Origin of the sequence: Tahibacter harae (assembly GCF_024437735.1) — a bacterium.
Taxonomy (GTDB): domain Bacteria; phylum Pseudomonadota; class Gammaproteobacteria; order Xanthomonadales; family Rhodanobacteraceae; genus Tahibacter; species Tahibacter harae.
Genome location: NZ_JANFQO010000012.1, coordinates 159,515 through 175,869, shown reverse-complemented (window position 1 = coordinate 175,869; position 16,355 = coordinate 159,515). Strand labels below are relative to the sequence as shown.

General features: G+C 68.6%; 12 protein-coding genes. 5 read left to right on the top strand and 7 right to left on the bottom strand.

What is annotated here, in order from left to right:
- Positions 1-50: 50 nt before the first annotated feature.
- Positions 51-1,820, bottom strand: a complete 1,770-nt coding sequence (locus NM961_RS14245) for a DUF885 domain-containing protein (RefSeq protein WP_255915069.1) — start codon at positions 1,818-1,820, stop codon at positions 51-53.
- A 196-nt stretch (positions 1,821-2,016) separates the two neighbouring features.
- Here NM961_RS14245 and NM961_RS14240 point away from each other — a divergent pair, with 196 nt between their 5' ends.
- Both NM961_RS14240 and NM961_RS14235 read left to right on the top strand, forming a co-directional pair.
- Positions 2,017-2,796 carry a rhomboid family intramembrane serine protease gene (locus NM961_RS14240; RefSeq protein ID WP_255915068.1) on the top strand — a complete coding sequence of 260 codons (780 nt, stop codon included), beginning with the start codon at positions 2,017-2,019 and terminating at the stop codon, positions 2,794-2,796.
- Positions 2,797-2,932: 136 nt separating this feature from the next.
- Positions 2,933-4,168 (top strand): DUF3142 domain-containing protein, encoded by a 1,236-nt coding sequence (locus NM961_RS14235; protein ID WP_255915067.1) that lies wholly within the window; start codon positions 2,933-2,935, stop codon positions 4,166-4,168.
- A gap of 152 nt (positions 4,169-4,320) precedes the next feature.
- On the opposite strand, the gene NM961_RS14230 is transcribed toward NM961_RS14235, so the two are convergent.
- Positions 4,321-4,788 carry an Lrp/AsnC family transcriptional regulator gene (locus NM961_RS14230; RefSeq protein WP_255915066.1) on the bottom strand — a complete coding sequence of 156 codons (468 nt, stop codon included), beginning with the start codon at positions 4,786-4,788 and terminating at the stop codon, positions 4,321-4,323.
- 130 nt (positions 4,789-4,918) lie between these two features.
- On the opposite strand from NM961_RS14230, the gene phhA reads away from it, so the two are divergent.
- Positions 4,919-5,809, top strand: coding sequence for a phenylalanine 4-monooxygenase (phhA, locus tag NM961_RS14225; RefSeq protein WP_255915065.1), 891 nt, complete (start codon positions 4,919-4,921; stop codon positions 5,807-5,809).
- Positions 5,810-6,256: 447 nt separating this feature from the next.
- Here phhA and NM961_RS14220 read toward each other — a convergent pair whose 3' ends face one another.
- The 5 genes from NM961_RS14220 to NM961_RS14200 all read right to left on the bottom strand — a co-directional run bounded on the left by NM961_RS14220 (position 6,257) and on the right by NM961_RS14200 (position 11,742).
- Positions 6,257-8,743, bottom strand: a complete 2,487-nt coding sequence (locus NM961_RS14220; protein WP_255915064.1) for a Calx-beta domain-containing protein — start codon at positions 8,741-8,743, stop codon at positions 6,257-6,259.
- A 550-nt stretch (positions 8,744-9,293) separates the two neighbouring features.
- Positions 9,294-9,758: a hypothetical protein gene (locus tag NM961_RS14215; protein ID WP_255915063.1), complete on the bottom strand. Its 465-nt coding sequence runs from the start codon at positions 9,756-9,758 to the stop codon at positions 9,294-9,296.
- Between the two features lie 478 nt (positions 9,759-10,236).
- On the bottom strand, positions 10,237-10,794 hold the full coding sequence (locus NM961_RS14210) for a lysophospholipid acyltransferase family protein (RefSeq protein ID WP_255915074.1): 558 nt from the start codon (positions 10,792-10,794) through the stop codon (positions 10,237-10,239).
- A gap of 35 nt (positions 10,795-10,829) precedes the next feature.
- Entirely contained in the window at positions 10,830-11,252 is a 423-nt protein-coding gene (gene arfB / locus NM961_RS14205) for an alternative ribosome rescue aminoacyl-tRNA hydrolase ArfB (RefSeq protein ID WP_255915062.1), read from the bottom strand.
- 4 nt (positions 11,253-11,256) lie between these two features.
- The gene (locus tag NM961_RS14200) at positions 11,257-11,742 is read right to left on the bottom strand and encodes a YajQ family cyclic di-GMP-binding protein (protein ID WP_255915061.1); all 486 of its coding nucleotides are present in this window, start codon (positions 11,740-11,742) and stop codon (positions 11,257-11,259) included.
- A 112-nt stretch (positions 11,743-11,854) separates the two neighbouring features.
- Here NM961_RS14200 and NM961_RS14195 point away from each other — a divergent pair, with 112 nt between their 5' ends.
- Positions 11,855-15,088: a CHAT domain-containing tetratricopeptide repeat protein gene (locus NM961_RS14195; RefSeq protein WP_255915060.1), complete on the top strand. Its 3,234-nt coding sequence runs from the start codon at positions 11,855-11,857 to the stop codon at positions 15,086-15,088.
- 801 nt (positions 15,089-15,889) lie between these two features.
- The gene (locus NM961_RS14190; protein WP_255915059.1) at positions 15,890-16,309 is read left to right on the top strand and encodes a hypothetical protein; all 420 of its coding nucleotides are present in this window, start codon (positions 15,890-15,892) and stop codon (positions 16,307-16,309) included.
- Positions 16,310-16,355: the final 46 nt, after the last annotated feature.

The following is a 16,355-nucleotide window of genomic DNA, read 5'->3' as shown; positions in this document are numbered from 1 at the left end:
TACTGCTCGCATCTAACTGCAGCCCGGGGGCGGCCGCAATTCAAGAATGGTTAAAGATTCTTGCCGCCATCGCGGATGAATTGCTCCACGCGCTGGTCCAGCAGCGGCAGCGGCACGGATCCGAGCGACAGTACGGCGTCGTGGAATGCCCGCAAATCAAAGCGTTCGCCCAGTTCCCGCTCCGCTTTCGCGCGCAATTCGCGAATGCGCAGCTCGCCGAGTTTGTAACTCAGCGCCTGGCCCGGCCAGGAAATATAGCGATCGACCTCTGTAGTTATTTCATGCTCGGAAAGCGCCGAATTGTCGCGCAGCAGGGCCAGCGACTGTTCCCGCGTCCAGCCCTTGGCGTGCACGCCGGTGTCGATGACCAGGCGGCAGGCGCGCCACATTTCGTAGGTCAGGCGGCCGAAATGATCGTACGGCGTCTCGTAGATACCCATTTCCACGCCGAGGTGTTCGGTATACAGCGCCCAGCCTTCGCCGAACGCGGAAATGTAGGCGTAGCGGCGGAACGGCGGCTGTTCGCCCTGTTCATTGGCCAGCGCGCCCTGCAGATGATGGCCGGGCACGGCTTCGTGCAGGGTCAGCGCGGTCAGTGCGTACAGCGGCCGCGCTTCCAGCTTCCAGGTGTTGACCCAGTAGAAGCCGGCAGTCTTGCCGTCGGCCGGCGCGCCGGCGTAGCGGCCAGTGGTGTAGTACGGCGCGATCGCGGCGGGCACCGGTGCGATACCGTACGGAAGGCGCGGCAGCTTGCCGAAATATTTGGGCAGTTCGCCGTCGATGCGCTTGGCGATGTAGCTGGCCGTCATCAGCAGCTCGCGCGGCGTCTTGGCGTAGAACTGCGGATCGGTGCGCAGGAACTTGAGGAACGCGGCGAAATCGCCGTCGAACTTCGCGTCCTTCATCACCTTTTCCATTTCCGCGCGGATCCGCGCGACTTCGCGCAGGCCGATGTTGTGGATCTCGTCGGGGCTGAGATCCGTCGTGGTGTATTCGCGGATCTGCTGCTGGTAGTACTCCTTGCCGCCGGGCAGCTGGTAGGCGCCCAGGGTCTTGCGTGCCTTGGGCACGTAGTCGTTGACGAAATACTTGTGCAGCTTGGCGTAGGCCGGAATCACCTTCTCGCGGATCGCCTTCTGCGCATCGCGGCGCAGCGACTCGGCCTCTTCGGCCTTCATCGTCGCGGGCATCTTGAGGAAGGGCTTGTAGAACGGGTTCTGCTGGATGTCGGTGCCTTCGGCGATGTCGCGTATCGGGCCGTCGCGGCCCTGCAGCACGACCTGGGGCAGAGTCATGCCGATCTTCACGCCTTTTTTCAGCAGATCGATGTGTTCGTCGAAATAGGCCGGGATGGCATCCAGGCGCTTGATGTAGTTTTCGTAATCCTCGCGCGTGGACTGCGGTGCGGATTCGCCCATCTGGGTGAGGTCGGCGTAGAAGCTGGAATCCGAGGTCATCGGCAGCAGGTAGGCGCGCACGCGGATCGCGCCGATGCTGTTGGCCAGCTGCTCGCGGTAGATGGCGTAGTTGACCTGGTCCGCCGGCGGCAGCTCCGCGGCCGGGATTTCCTGCAGTTCGCGCTGGAACGCTTCCAGCTGCTTGAGGCGGCGCTGCTGGCTGGCCTCGTCCACATGGCCCAGTTCGCCGTCGCGGGCGTGGTTGCCCACATAGGTTCCCAGCTGCGGGTATTCGTCCTGGCGCCAGCTCCATTCGCGCTCATACAGCGACTTGAAACGCTCGGCGGCGGTGGACGGCGCGGCGGCGGCGGTGCCGGCCAGGCCTAGGCAGAGCAGTGCGGCGGCGATGCGGGACAGTGTCATGATTTCCTCCTGGGCAACCCGCCAAGGCTAGCCCATGCCGCCCGCGCGCTGCCCCTGCAAAAGGTCGTAGCCGATTGTTGGCCAGCCCGGCCGGCCCCGGCTTGCGCAATCCGGCGGCCCGGGCGTGGCTGGGGCACTTTTCCGCCGCGGCGGCGGCGCCTCTTGTGCCGGCCGCTGCTGCCCCAACCTCGCCGCGATGGATACCTCAGCTCCCATTCCCCGCCGCGATACGCAGGAACTCCGGCGCGCCGGCTGGATCGCCCTGGCCTTCGTCGCCGTGCTCTGGCTGGTCAAGCTGGTGGAGGAATTCGCCGGGCTGGATTTCAGCGATTTCGGCGTGCGCCCCGGGGAAATCCTCGGTCTGGCCGGTGTGCTGACCGCGCCGCTGATCCACGGTTCGTTCCAGCACCTCATCATGAACAGCCTGCCGCTGGCGGTGCTGCTGGCCCTGGCCCTGTTCAACTACCCGCGCGGCGCCTGGCGCGCGCTGCTGCTGATCTGGCTGCTCGGCGGCCTGGGCATCTGGCTGATCGGCCGGCCGTCCTCGCATATCGGCGCGAGCGGGCTGACCCACGGCCTGATGTTCTACCTGTTCCTGCTCGGCCTGCTGCGGCGCGACCGCAACGCGACGGTGATCGCGATGGTGGTGTTCTTCCTCTACGGCGGCATGGTCATGACGGTGCTGCCGCGCGAGCCCGGCGTGTCCTGGGAGGCGCACCTGTGCGGCGCTGTGGCCGGCGCGCTGGCGGCGGTGCTGTGGCGCAGGCTGGATCCGCCGGAGCCGCTGCCGCGGCCGAGCTGGGAACTGGAGGAAGAAGCCGCCGCCGCTGCCGCCCGGGACGATGCCGATACCTACGAGCTGCCGCGCCCGGCCCAGGTGCCGGTGCTGTGGCAGCGCCTGCCGGACGAGCGCGGCGTGATCCTGGAATTCCCGCGCCGGCGCCGCGACGAGGACGTGCCGCCCACCCTGCATTAGCCGGCCGGCGCACTGCGCTGCGCCTTCAACTCGGCCGGATCAACTGGCCGCCGTACCGGACGGCTGGCGCAGCCGGCGTCCGCTGTCGCGGCGATGCCGGCGCGGTTTCCCGGCCGGACATGGCAGACTGCCGCGGATGCGTCCGACTTTTCTTCCGCGCCCGCCGCTGCGGCGCCTGATCGCTGCCGTCGCCGTACTGGGCGCGCTGGGCCTGGCTTGGTATTTCGTCGCCGCGCGCCGCGCGCCCGCGCCGCTGGCGCAGGATGTCTACGTCTGGCAGCGCGTCTGGGACGCACAGCTGCACGATGCGCTGCGCGAATCGCGCGATTTCCTCGCCGGCCTCGGCGTGCTCGGCCTGCAGCGCGATGCGCGCGGGCGCTGGGTGGAGCCCGCGGTCGATCTGGCCGCACTCGTGCGCGACGGCCGTCCGCTGCAACTGGTGGTGCGCCTGGATGGCAGCGCGCCGGACTGGCCGGCGGCGGAACTGGCGCAGCGCGTGCAGGCCGTGCTGCAGCGCTGGCGCGAAGCCGGGCTGGCACCGGCGCTGCAGCTGGACCACGACTGCGCCACCGCGCGCCTGGGCGACTACGCCGCGCGCGTGGCCGAGCTGCGCCGGCAATTGCCGCCGGGGCAGGGCCTTTCCATCACCGCCTTGCCCGACTGGCTGCAATCGCCGCAGCTGGAAACGCTGCTTGCTTCGGCCGATGCGAGCACTTTGCAGGTCCACGCCGTGCAAAGCCCCACCGACGGGCTGTTCGACGCGGCCCTGGCGCAGCGCTGGGTCCGGGCCTGGGCCAGGCGTGCGGGCGCGCGGCCGTTCCGCGTCGCGCTGCCGGCCTATGGCGCGCGGTTGAAACTCGATGCCGAGGGCGGCGTGGATGCGGTCGAAAGCGAGCAGCCACTGCCGCGGCGCAGCGCGCAGTCGCGCGAACTCAAGGTCGATCCGCGCGCAGTCGCCGGTTTTCTGCGCTGGCTGGAACGTGCGGATCTGCCCGGCCTGGCCGGCGTCACCTGGTTCCGCCTGCCGCGCGCCGGCGACAGCCGCGCCTGGGCGCTCGCGACCTTGCGCGCCGTAGCGCGCGGCGAGGCGCTGTTCGCGCAGCTGGAACCGCGCTGGCAGGCCCAGGCCGGCGGCGCGCTGGATCTGGAACTGCACAATACCGGCACGCTGGATGCCGAACTGCCGGCGCGTCTTGAACTGGCCGGCGATTGCAGCGCGGCCGATGCGCTGCCGGGCTATCGCCTGGAGCGCGCGGGCGCCGGCTGGGTGCTGCTGCGCACGGCCGAAGGCGAGCTGGGTGCCGGCCGCGGCCGCGCACTGGGCTGGCTGCGCTGTGCGGCGCGGCCGCGGCTGCGGGTTGGCGCGGACTGAAGGCGCGCAGCGCCGGTGTCGGCGCGCCGGCTCGTGTCGTTGGGCGCGGCATCAGGCCGGAATGCCTGTCCGCCAGGTGCGAAGCGGCGGCGCAGCACCGTGGCTGCGCCGCATCACCGTCAGGGGCCGCCACCGCTGCCAGTATCCGCACCTCACAAAGGCAGCGCGCCCGTCTGCTTCACCGTGCGCAGCACGAAACTGGAATTCACATCGGCCACGCCGGAATCGTTGAGCAGGCGGTCGAGCAGGAAGCGCGAGAAGTGGTCCAGATCCTCGACCACGACGTGCAGCAGATAGTCCATGTCGCCGGTCAGCGCATGGCAGGCCACCACCTCGCGCGATTCATTCACGCGCTGCACGAAATGATCGATCGACGGCGCATCGTGCCGCGCCAGCTGTACGCGCACGAAGGCCTGCAGTCCCAGGCCCACCGCCTGCGGATTCACCCGCGCCGCGTAGCCGGCGATCACGCCGGCCTGCTCCAGCCGCTGCAGCCGGCGCAGGCAGGCCGAGGCCGACAGGCTGACGCGCTCGGCCAGTTCGGCATTGGTGATGCGGCCGTCCTGCTGCAGCACTTCGAGGATGCGCAGGTCGGTCCTGTCGAGACTGGCGTCGGTCATTTATTGCTTTGACAAAGCGGATGGCGACGGAATATTGCGCCGAAACGCCGTACTGCCGCAACAAAGCAAGCCTCTTGCGCCGCCGCGCACCTAAACTGCGCACTGCCAGAACGGCTCCCCGGAGAACGCCATGCAGACCGCCGCCCAGAAAGTCGAACACCAGCTCACCGACAAGGGCTATGTGCCGGTCTATACCACCCGCGTGATCGAGCAGCCCTGGGACAGCTACAGCGCCGTCGAACACCAGACCTGGGCCACCCTGTTCCGCCGCCAGCGCGAGCTGCTGGCAGGCCGCGCCGCGCGCGAGTTCGTGGAGAACCAGGAACGCTTCGGCATGTCCGCCGACGCCATTCCCAAGTTCAGCGAACTCAACAAGGTGCTGCGCAAGGCCACCGGCTGGGAGCTGATCGGCGTCGAAGGCCTGCTGCCCGAACTCACCTTCTTTGAACACCTGGCCAACCGCCGCTTCCCGGTGACCTGGTGGATACGCAAGCCGGAGCAGCTGGATTACCTGTCCGAGCCGGACCTGTTCCACGACCTGTTCGGCCATGTGCCGCTGCTGCTCAACCCCGTCTTCGCCGACTACATGCAGGCCTACGGCGCCGGCGGCGTCAAGGCCGCGGCGATCGCGCCCGAGGCGCTGGTCAACCTGACCCGCCTGTACTGGTACACCGTGGAATTCGGCCTCATCAACACCGCCGAGGGCCTGCGCATCTACGGCGCCGGCATCGTCAGTTCCAAGGGCGAATCCATCTACAGCCTGGAATCCGCCGCCCCCAACCGCATCGGCTTCGACCTGGAGCGTGTGATGCGCACGCGCTACCGCATCGACACCTACCAAAAGACGTACTTCGTCATCGACAGCTACGAACAGCTGATGGAAGCCACGCGCCCGGACTTCACGCCGCTGTATGCGCGGCTGGCGCAGCAGGAATCGTTCCCGGCGGGCGAGGTGCAGTCCGGCGACCGGGTGTTCCAGCGTGGTAGTGGCGAGGGGTGGCTTGATGGGGGGGATGTTTGAGGGGGGTTTTTTGGGTTAGGGATATGGGGTTCGGGAGTCGGGGGCGGGAGTCGAGTCGGGAGTCGCAGGAGCAGGCCTCGAAAAAGCCCGCCGTCCCAAGCGCGTTCACACGCTTGGGGCAGCGGGTTGGATGAGTGGGCAGCGCGTCAGTTTGCGCAGGATTGCGGTTTTCGCCGGCTTTTCGTGAATTGAAGATTCCGGCGAAAATTCAAGCAGCTAGGCGTGTTGATCGTCGCCCCCTCACCCTAGCCCTCTCCCCCAAGCGAGCTTGGGGGAGAGGGGCCTTCCCGCTTCTTCTCGAAGCAATACGGCAAATTTCACTTGCCAAAAAACCTCGGATTCGCCGCAGAATGACTGCGAATCTCGAATCTCGAATCTCGAATCTCGAATCTCGAATCTCGAATCTCGAATCTCGAATCTCGAATCTCGAATCTCGAATCCCGCCCCTCACTCCACCTCGAACGACTGCAACATCACCGGCGTCGAAACGTCGATCGTCACTGCCGCGCCGGTTGGGTCGACCAGTTCCACACCGCCCTGCGGATTCGACAGCTGTACCGCGAACGTCTGCGCCGGTTCCGTGACCAGGTCGTTGACGATGGGCACCTGTATCGTCTTGCTGCCGCTTTCGCCGTCGTTCCAGTGCAGGCTGCCGCTGGTGGTGGCGTAGTCCTCGGGGGCGGTCGCGGTGCCGTCGGCGGTGGTGTAGTCGATATCGACGGCGCCTTCGCTGGCGCCGAAGCGTTCCACTTGTATGGTGGCCAGTCCTACGGACTCGGGCACCGTGAACGCGATGGAGGCGGACGCCACGCGCACCGAGCCCGGTATCGGCACGCGCACCGGTGCGGAGAATTCCGACGTGTTGTTGGCCGGGCCGGGCACGAGCAGTCCGGGCGGATTGGGTTCGCTCGCGCCGGGATCGGTGGGTTTCAGGTCAGTCACCGTGGCGGTGATGTATTTGCCGCGCGTATCGGTGGGCGTGGCCGGGTTCAGCGGCGCGGTGCCGCTGGCCAGGCCGGCGGCGTCCGTATTCGCCGTGGTTTCGCCGATGAAGGTCTTGCCGCCTGAACTGTTGTCGTCGTTGAGGTAGAACTCGATGCGGTACTGGCCGCTGGCGCCGGATTGCAGGCTCCAGCCGGCCGAGCTGGCGCCGCTGCCCGGGGTATAGCCGGCTGCGCCCAGCACCACCGTGTTCTGCTGCCACTGGGCGTAGTTCTGCGCCGTGGGCACGCGGTCGCCGCCGTTGCTGCCGTCGGTGGGATCCGCGCCGTTGTCGACCACGTCCAGATCTATGCCCAGGCTGCCCGCGGGCACGCCGTAGATCGAGTTCTTGCGCAGCAGGTTGGACCAGGCGAACGCGGTCTGGAATTTCACCCCGTGCGAACCGTTGAAGGCGATCACGTTCTTTTCCGCGTCGCCGTCGCCGCCGATGCGTGTATTGCCCGACAGCACCCACAGGCCTATGCCGGCATTGCCCTGGTCGGCGCCTTCCAGCGGCGGCGGCAAGGTGCCTATGGAATTGCCGCGCACGACATTGCGCACCGTGCCGCTGCCGCCGCGCACGACCACGCCGTGGCGGCCGTTGGCGCCGACGATATTGCCTTCGACCACGGTGGCGCCGCCGATCTCGTGATCCGTGCCGACGATATTGATGCCGTCGGCCGCATTGCCTATGTCGATGGCGCTGCCGTCGGGCGAGGACAGGCCGACGATATTGCCCCAGATGCGCACATGGTTGGAGTTGCCGTCGGTGACGACGATGCCGCCCTTGTCGTTGTTCGCATCATTCGCCGCCACGCTGGCGCCGCCGCGATTGTGGCCGACGATATTGCCCGGGCCGACCACCACCGACAGCTGCACCGGATTGGGCACCGGATCGGCATTGGTGGTGATGCGCGCATCGGCCACCCGTATGCCGGACTGCGCGTTGCCCAGATCGGTCACCGGATTGAGCGGCGAGAAGCCGACGAAATTGCCGGCAACGAAATTCGGGAATGGCACCTTGCCGGTGGAAATGTGGATGCCGTCCGACAGCGGCGAGGCATTGTTGCCGGCGACGCGGTTGTCGATGCCGACGAAGTTCAGATAGGCCGAGGCCGTGATCAGGATGCCGTGGCTGGCGCTGTTCTGGCCGTTGGGTACGGCTGCCGTGCCGCTGGCGTTGAGGCCGATGATGTTGTCGAAGATGACATTGGTCGCGGTGTACTGGCCGAAGACCTCGATGCCGTCGCCGTCGTTGCCGGAAATGACATTGGTGACGATGCCGTTGGGCGCCAGCGCCGGTGCGGCGCCGGCGACGAAGGCGAGGATGGCCGGCAGGTCGGCCAGCTCGCCGGGCAGCGGGATGCCGGAAAGATCGGGTATGTCGCCGTCGCTGATATCCGCGGAGATCGACACGCCGTCGCCGGAGTTGCCGTCGGCCGTGCTGCCGTTGGGCAGCAGGCCGATGTAGTTGTTGTAGACCACGTAGCCGTGGCCGTCGAGGTTGACGCCATTGCCCGAGCAGTTGTGGATGACCCAGTTCTCCACACGCGAATTGTTGGCCTGCGGCACCAGCGGATTGGGCGCCTGGCCGCCGCCGCCGGGCGAGGACAGGCTGAAGCAGCCGTTGCTGCCGTTGCCGTCGAGTTCGGCGCGGCCGCCGCCGAAGCTGCCGTCGATGACGACGCGCTCGGTGGCCGCGGGCAGGCTCTGCGCCAGGGTGATCTTGGCCCGGCCCATGGTGATGCGGTCGAAGCCGGCAGTGGCATTGGCCTGCTGTATCGCCGCATGCAGCGTGCAGCCGCCGCCGGCGATATCGCAGACATTGTTGGCCAGGTTGTTGTCGCCGGCCGAACCATCGGTGACGACGTTGAAGGTGGCCGCGCCGGCCGGCAGGGCGGCCAGGGCGAGCAGGGCGGTTGCGGCCCGGCGCAAACGTGGAGAAATGGACATAGCGGACTCCCTCGTGACGCGGCGCTGCGAGTTGCGCCTTCTGGCTCAACGCCCGCCGACGAACAAAACGAACGTTGCGCGGCGCAGGGGCCAGGAGGTTTTGGCAGGTTGTGCGAACGGTGTCGCAAAGCGCGGGTGAGATGCGCCGTCTGCAGCGGGCTGTGCAGGAAAACGCCGTGTTTGCGGGCCAATCCGCGCTTTCGTGTCTTGCAAACGACAGGGAGACAAGCGCGGCCTCGGCGACGCACGTTTCCGCCGCGCGCGAACCGCAGACCGCGTTTTCGGGTGGGCCGATGTTCGGCGCGTTCCCGGCGCGCTGCGGCTGGCGGGCCTGGGTTCCCGCTGGCGTGTAATCGGCCGCGTCTCCGGAATGGTGCTGCGTGGCGCCGCCGCGCGATATCGAGAGCTGACCGTGTTTCGGGGTGCACGGATGCGCGGGGCGCGTTCCGCGCGCTGCGAATGAGGGGCCGTGGGTTTCAGCCTGGGCCGGGTGGTCGGCCGTGTCTTCCGGATGATGCCGCGAGATGGAAGCGTTTCCGCGGCGGCCGCCTCAGCTCCAGCGCTTGCGCAGCAACCCCGCGCGCTGCGGCCAGCGCAGCGCGCCGGCGGCGAGATTGAGCAGGGCCGCGGTCACCACCACGCCGACGCCGGGCAGTTCCAGCGGCGGCCAGCCGCCCTGCAGCGTGGTCAGTACGGTGGACAGCAACAGGGCCGCGCCCGGAATCAGCTGGAATACCCAGCGCCGCCAGGACCAGTGCAGGCGCTGGTGCCGCGCGCGCCACCAGAACGGACCTACCAGCATGGGCAGCGGCAGGCCCAGCAGGGCCGGCAGGGGGAACATCAGGCTCAGCGGCGAAGCCAGCAATACCAGCTCCAGCGCCGCGGCGCCGAGCACGAAGGCAAAGGCCGCATCCCAGCGCCTGGCATGGCCGGCCTCGTCGCGGCTCCAGGCCGCCGCGCAGGCGAAGCCGGCGAGGGTGAGGCAGAGCAGGGCGAGGAGCAGCAGGTTGGCCATGGCGGCCAGTGTGGGCTGGCTTCGTGACAGTAGTGCTACGAGGCCGGGACTGGCGCTTCGGGAATCGCGCTTCCGGTTGCGATCTGATGCCGGACATTCGCATTCCGGATTGCGCGTAGAAATCGGGAAGGGGGAGTTCGCCGAATGCGCTGGGCCCGCATCTCGATCCCGGATCCAATCGCGAGCCCTGCGCCTGAGCCGCAGCCTGGAAAGCCCTGTCCTCCAAGCTCGCTTGGGGAGCGGGTTGGGTGAGGTGGCAGCGCGTCAGTTCGCGAAAGAGTCAGGATTTTGCCGGCTCTCCGTGTGTTGGATATTCAGGCGAAAATTCAACGGAGGGGCGGATTGAGCGTGGCCCCCTCACCCCGGCCCGCTCCCCCAGGCGAGCTTGGGGGAGCGGGAGCAGAGGAGTGAATCCGGATCCCGACCGCTGAGTCCCAATCCCCAATCTCGACCTCGACCCCGACGCCCGAACCCCGGCTCAAAACGCCCCGCGCCGCTTCCCCTGCCAAGGCCGGTAGAACTCGCGGATGCGCGCGATATCCGCCTCGCGGTCGTCGCTGAGCTGGAATACCGGCCCCAGGCCTATGGTCTTTTCCGGGTAGTGGAAATACACCGTGAACACCGGCACCTTGGCCTCGTGGGCGATCTGCCAGAATCCCGATTTCCACTTTGTGACTGCCTTGCGCGTGCCTTCGGCGGCAATGCCCAGCCACAGCCGTTCGCGTTCGTCGAAGCGCGCGACCATCTGCTCGACCACGCCGTGGGCCGCGCTGCGTTCGATGGGGATGCCGCCCATGCGGCGCAGCAGCCAGCCCAGCGGCCAGAAGAACAATTCCTTCTTGGCCATGAACGAGGCGTCCAGGCCGATCGCGGCCTTGAACATCAGGCCCCAGACGCCGTCCCACCAGGACGAATGCGGTGCGGCGACGAAGACCAGCTTGGGCAGGTTGGGGAATTCGCCGACCAGCTTCCAGCCGCACACACCCAGCAGCCAGGTGAAGAAGCGGCGATACCAGTTGCGCGGCGCCAGCGGCATCTGCGCCGACAGCTGTTCGGGACGGAACGCCGGGCTCACTCGTCTTTCCAGTTCTTGGCGCGGCCGCGCTTGTGCGAGGCGCGGGTCTTCTTTTCCTGCAGGCGGCGTTCCTGCGAGCCCTTGGTCGGCTTGGTCGCGATGCGCTTCTTCGCCACTACGGTGGCGGCGCGGATGATCTCGGCCAGGCGCGCGCGCGCATCCTCGCGGTTGCGGCCCTGGTCGCGGAAGCGGCTGGCGGAAATCACCAGCACGCCTTCGTCGGTGAGGCGGCGGTCGCGCCGGGCCAGCAGGCGGGCGCGCACGGCATCGGGCAGCGAGGGCGAATGGGCCACGTCAAAGCGCAGTTCGACCGCGCTGGCCACCTTGTTGACGTTCTGCCCGCCGGGGCCGGAGGAACGCACGAAGCTTTCGCTCAGTTCGTCGTCGCCGATGCGGATTTGCGGAGTGACTTCGAGCATGGCCTCAGTCGCGGAAATTTTCGTACTGCAGCGGCATGTCGATGTCCGGGCTCTTGCGCAGGAAGGCGATGGCCACCTGCAGGTCGTCGCGCTTCTTGCCGCTGACGCGCAACTGGTCGCCCTGGATCTGCGCCTGCACCTTGAGGCCGGCGTCCTTGAGCAGCTTGACGATCTTCTTGCCCAGGGCCTGGTCTATGCCCTGCTTGAGGGTGACCTTCTGGCGCGCGGCGGAAAGATTGACCTCGGCCTCGCCGATGTCGGCGCAGCGGATGTCGATGCCGCGCGCGACCAGGCGCTGGAGCAGGATTTCCTGCATCTGCTTGAGGCGGAATTCGGCATCGGCCTTGAGCGTGACGATGCCGTCGGCCAGCTCGGCGCTGGCGTTGGCACCGCGGAAGTCGAAGCGCTTGTCCAGCTCGCGGTTGGCCTGGTCGACGGCGTTGGCGACTTCGTGCTGGTCGAGTTTGGAAACAATGTCGAAGGATGGCATGGGCCGGATTCTAGCCGGGTTGACGGCCGACTCATGCTGCGCCGCGTTGCAGCCGCTGCAGCGGGGCCGTGCTGTGGGAAACTGCGGCTTCGCCGCCGCCCACGGAAGACGCATGCCGCCCGCCCCGTCCCAGGCCCGTCCACTGGCCGCACTGCTGCTGTTCTGCGCCAGCCTGCTGCCGCTGGCCGCGCCGGCCGAACCCGCCGCGCTGGTGCCCGGCGAGACCGCGGCGCTGACGCTCGCGCCGGGCCAGACCCTGCGCTTGCCGCTGGCCGTCAGCCCCGGCCAGGCTCTGCGCGTACAGGTGGACGAGCAGGGCGTGGACGCGGCCGCCGCCCTGGTCGGCCAGGCCCAGCGCTGGCCGGCCGAGGATGACGACATCCTGCGCTGGGGCAGCCTGCGCCTGGCCGTGGCCGCGGCTGAAGCCGGCCTGCAGCTGGAACTGCGCGCGCCGCGGCTGGGTTCTCCGCCGGCCACGGTGAAGGTGCGGCTGGAGAACGTGGATCTGAGCGACAGCGCCGCCAGCCGCGCGTTCGGCCTGGACCTGGCCGCGGCCGAGATCGCCCAGCGCTTCGCCGATCCACGCCGGGTGCGTGAGCCGGAGACCGCGCGCATGCTGCAGTCTCTGTGCGCAGCGCGGCGCGAGGCCGGCGACGAGGCCGGACTGCTGCGCTGCGTCGGCGTGCTGGAGCGCGTGCTCGCACGCCAGCAGCGCCGCGCCGAGGCCGTCGCCGCGCTGGAACAGGTGCTGCCGCTGTGGCGGCGCTCGTCCGACCGCCGTGGCGAAGCCTCGGCGCTGAACAACCTGGCCATGCACCACAATGCCCTGGGCGACGGGCGCCTGAGCCGCGCGCCGCTGCGCCAGGCACTGGCCGTGCTGGACGGCGTGGACGACAACCTGCTGCGCGCGGTGATCCAGAATAATCTCTGCCTGACCGGCGTCCTGCGCGACAGCCTGCAGTCCGCACGTACCTGCTACGAGGAAGCGCTGGCTTTATCCCTGGCCAGCGGCGATGAAATGCGCATCGCCACGGCGCTGAACAATCTCGGCGGCGCCTACCTGCTGCTGGGCGATGCGAGCCGTGCGGCGGATCTGTTCAGCCAGGCCATCGCCCGGCGGCGCCAGTTCGACGACCAGGCCGGCAGCGCCGATCCGCTGCAGAACCTGGCCCTGACCGACTTCGCCCGCGGCCGCTATTCCCAGGCCCTGCGCGGCTTCGAGCAATCCGGCGCGGCCTATCGCAGCGCCAACGACCGTGCCGGCGAGGCGCGCACCCTGCGCCACCGCGGCCATGTGCAGCTCGTGCTGGGCGAGCCCGCCCGGGCGATAGACCTGATGCAGCAGGCGCTGGAACTGCAACGCCAGGCCGGCCGCCGCAGCGATATGGCCAAGACCTTGTCGCGCCTGGCCGAAGCCCAGTTGGCCGAGCAACAGTTCGACGCCGCCCGCGCCTCCGCGCGCGAGGCGGCGGAAATCGCCGCCGTGGACGCCGATCCGGCCGTGCTGGCCGATGTGTGGCTGCGCACTGCGCGCGTGCAGCGGCGCAGCGGCGATCTCGCCGGCGCCGGCGAATCGGCGCGCCAGGCCGAGGCGCTGGCGCGCAAGCTGGAGCAATACAGCACGCTGGACCAGGCGCGGCTGGAACTTGCACAAGTGAAAATGGCGCGGAACGAGCCGGCCGCGGCACGCCGGCTCGCCGCGGCCACCTTGCAGCACGGCCGTCTGGGCCAGGTCTTCGCCCTGGAAGCGCGCAACCTGATCGCCGCCGCACTGCGCGCCCAGGGCCGCAAGGCCGCGGCGGAACAGGCCTACCGCGAGGCGCTGGCGGCGATCGAGAACGCCGGCTCCTACGTCTACGACCTGGAGCTGCGCGCGATCTTCCTCGCCACCCAGCGCGAAGCCCAGCGCGGCCTGCTCGCCCTGCTGCTGGAATCCGACGGCGCCGGGCCGGCCCGTGCCGCCGAAGCCCTGGTGCTGAGCGAACGCCTGCGCGCGCGCAGCCTGCGCGAACGTCTCGATGCCGCGCCGGCGCCGCCGCTGGCCACGGCCGAGCGCGAACAACATCTGGCACGCCTGGCCGAACTGGGACTGGCGCGCTGGAAATTGCAGGAGGACCGCGCCACGCCGGCGCGGCTGGCCGAACTGGATGTGCAGATCCGCGCCGCCGAAGCCGCGCTGCGCAGCGCCGACGCTGCCGCACAGGAAAGCGCCGCGCTGCCGCCGCCGGGCGGCCGGCGCGCCGACTTGGCCGTCGCCGATCTGCAGCAGGCGCTGCCGGCGGAGGCGAGCCTGGTCGTCTATCGCCAGCTGCCGCAGCAAAGCTACGCCTGGGTGCTAAGCCGCGACAGGCTGCATGCGGTACCCCTGGCCGACGAGAACGAACTGGGCCAGGCCGTGCGCGAAGTGCGCGCCGCCCTGGCCGGCAGCGATACCACCGCGGCGGCGGCGGCCCTGGAGCATGCCCATGGCCTGCTGTGGCAGCCGCTGGCGCCGTTGCTGAAGACGCCGCGCGTATTCGTCGTCGCCGATGCGTCGCTGGATGCGCTGCCCTTCGCCGCGCTGCGCCCGCCCGCCGGCGGCTATCTGCTGCAGCAGCACGAGATCAGCCTGCTGCCGGCGGCCTGGCTGCTGCTGCGGCCGCCGCCGCCGGCCCTGCGCGCCGACTACCGCGCCCTGCTGGTCGGCGATCCGGTCTACACCCGCGACGATCCGCGCCTGGGCGTGGCGCCGGAGGTCGAATACATCGCCGCGGCGCCGGTGCTGCGCAACGGCATCAGCCGCCTGCGCGGCAGCCGTGACGAAGTGCAGCGCGTACAGTACCGCCTCGGCGCCGCGCACAGCACCGTGCTGCAGGGCCTGGACGCCAGCCTGCCCGCGCTGCAGGAGGTGAACATGGGATCGTTCGACCTGCTGCACTTTGCCACGCACGGCGTGGACGGCCGCGCCGGCATCAGCGGCTCCGGGCTGGTGCTGTCGCTGTTCGATGCGCAAGGCAGGAGCGCGGACGGATTCCTCTCCAGCCGCCGCATAGGCGCCGGCCGCCTGGACGCCCGCCTGGTCGTGCTCGGCGCCTGCGATACCGCCGTGGGCCGCGCCATCGGCGACGAAGGCAGCGCCGGCGTCGCCCACGCCTTCCTGCAGGCCGGCGCCCGCCATGTCGTCGCCACCCTGTGGCCGGTGCAGGACGGCGTGATGCCCGAACTGATGACCGACTTCTACGCCGACCCCGCACTCAGCGCCCGCCGCCCCGCCCAGGCACTGCGCCAGGCGCAGCTGCGTTTCCTGCAGCGCTATCCGCAGGCCAGTCCCGCGTTGTGGGCCGGGGTGGAGGCCTGGGGCTGGTAGGGCGTGGCGGCGCGCGGGCTGTGGTTGGGGTGTGCGGGTGGTGGGGCGATGGTGTCTGGCTGGTTGCGAATTCCGGGGTGTGTGTTGCGCTGGGGATTCGGCATTCGGCATTCGGCATTCGAGGTTCGAGGTTCGAGGTTCGAGGTTCGGACTTCGAGACTCGGACTTGGAGATTCAGGATTCAGCACGTCACGCCCTGTATCCGGAGCCTGGAAAAGCCCTCTCCCCCAAGCGCGTTCACGCGCTTGGGGGAGAGAGGGTTGGGTGAGGGGGCGAAGCTTCAGATTGCGAAGAATTCCGGTTGTAGCCAGTTCTTAGCGCGTTGAATAATTCCGCGAAAATCCAAGCGGCGAGGCGCGTTGATCGTCGCCCCCGCCCCGGCCCTCTCCCGCGGCGCAGCCGGGGGAGAGGGAGTTTCCGCATTCCCCCGGTGGATCGTGGAGTTCCGCGCGCCGCAGTTCTTGCGTATCGCGGGCCGTCCGCTGCGGACCTCGCACGAGGCCGATTCCGGAAACGCCCGGACATTCCACCGTGCCGGACCTCGGCGCCACCACCCGCGCCCGTCCCGCCGCTTTCACCCAATCGATCCTGTCGGTAGCTAATCCCGTCGGCGGCTAATCCCGCCAGCAGCCAATCCTGTCAGCAGCCAATCCTGTCAGCAGCCAATCCTGTCAGCAGCCAATCCCGCCTGCCGCGCTTTTTCGGGCCAGGTGCGATAACCCGCATCCGCGATGCACTTGAATGCTGCGGGAAACGCTTCCCGTGCAATCGACCTATCAACGGCAAGATCAGGGGACTGTCATGGCACTGACCGATTTCGAACTGAAAGAATTCGCCATCCACCACAGCATTACGCTGACCGATATCGTCGCGGCAGCGGAGGACGATGTAATGACGATCGAACTGGACACGCTTCCCGTCAGCGGCGAGAAGTACATCAAGAGTCTCAACATGGACTCGGCCAACGCGGACTATGTGAACATCTGGAAGAACGCGACCAACGTGGCTTACAACGCCGCCTACGACAACATCACCGGCAACATCTATACGCTCGGCCCGATCGTCGAGGAGGAGCAGACCTATATCGAACGCAGCTTCTGCATGAGCCTGACCGGCAATCCGTCCGACCGCGGGATCTACCTGCACGTCTATGTCAGCGGCGCGGTCGGCGGCGGCGGCGGCGATCCGGACGACGGCAGCTGGACCGGCGATACCAACTGAGGCCGGCCTGAAAACGGGCGCCGCATCCGGCGCCCGTGCACCGCAC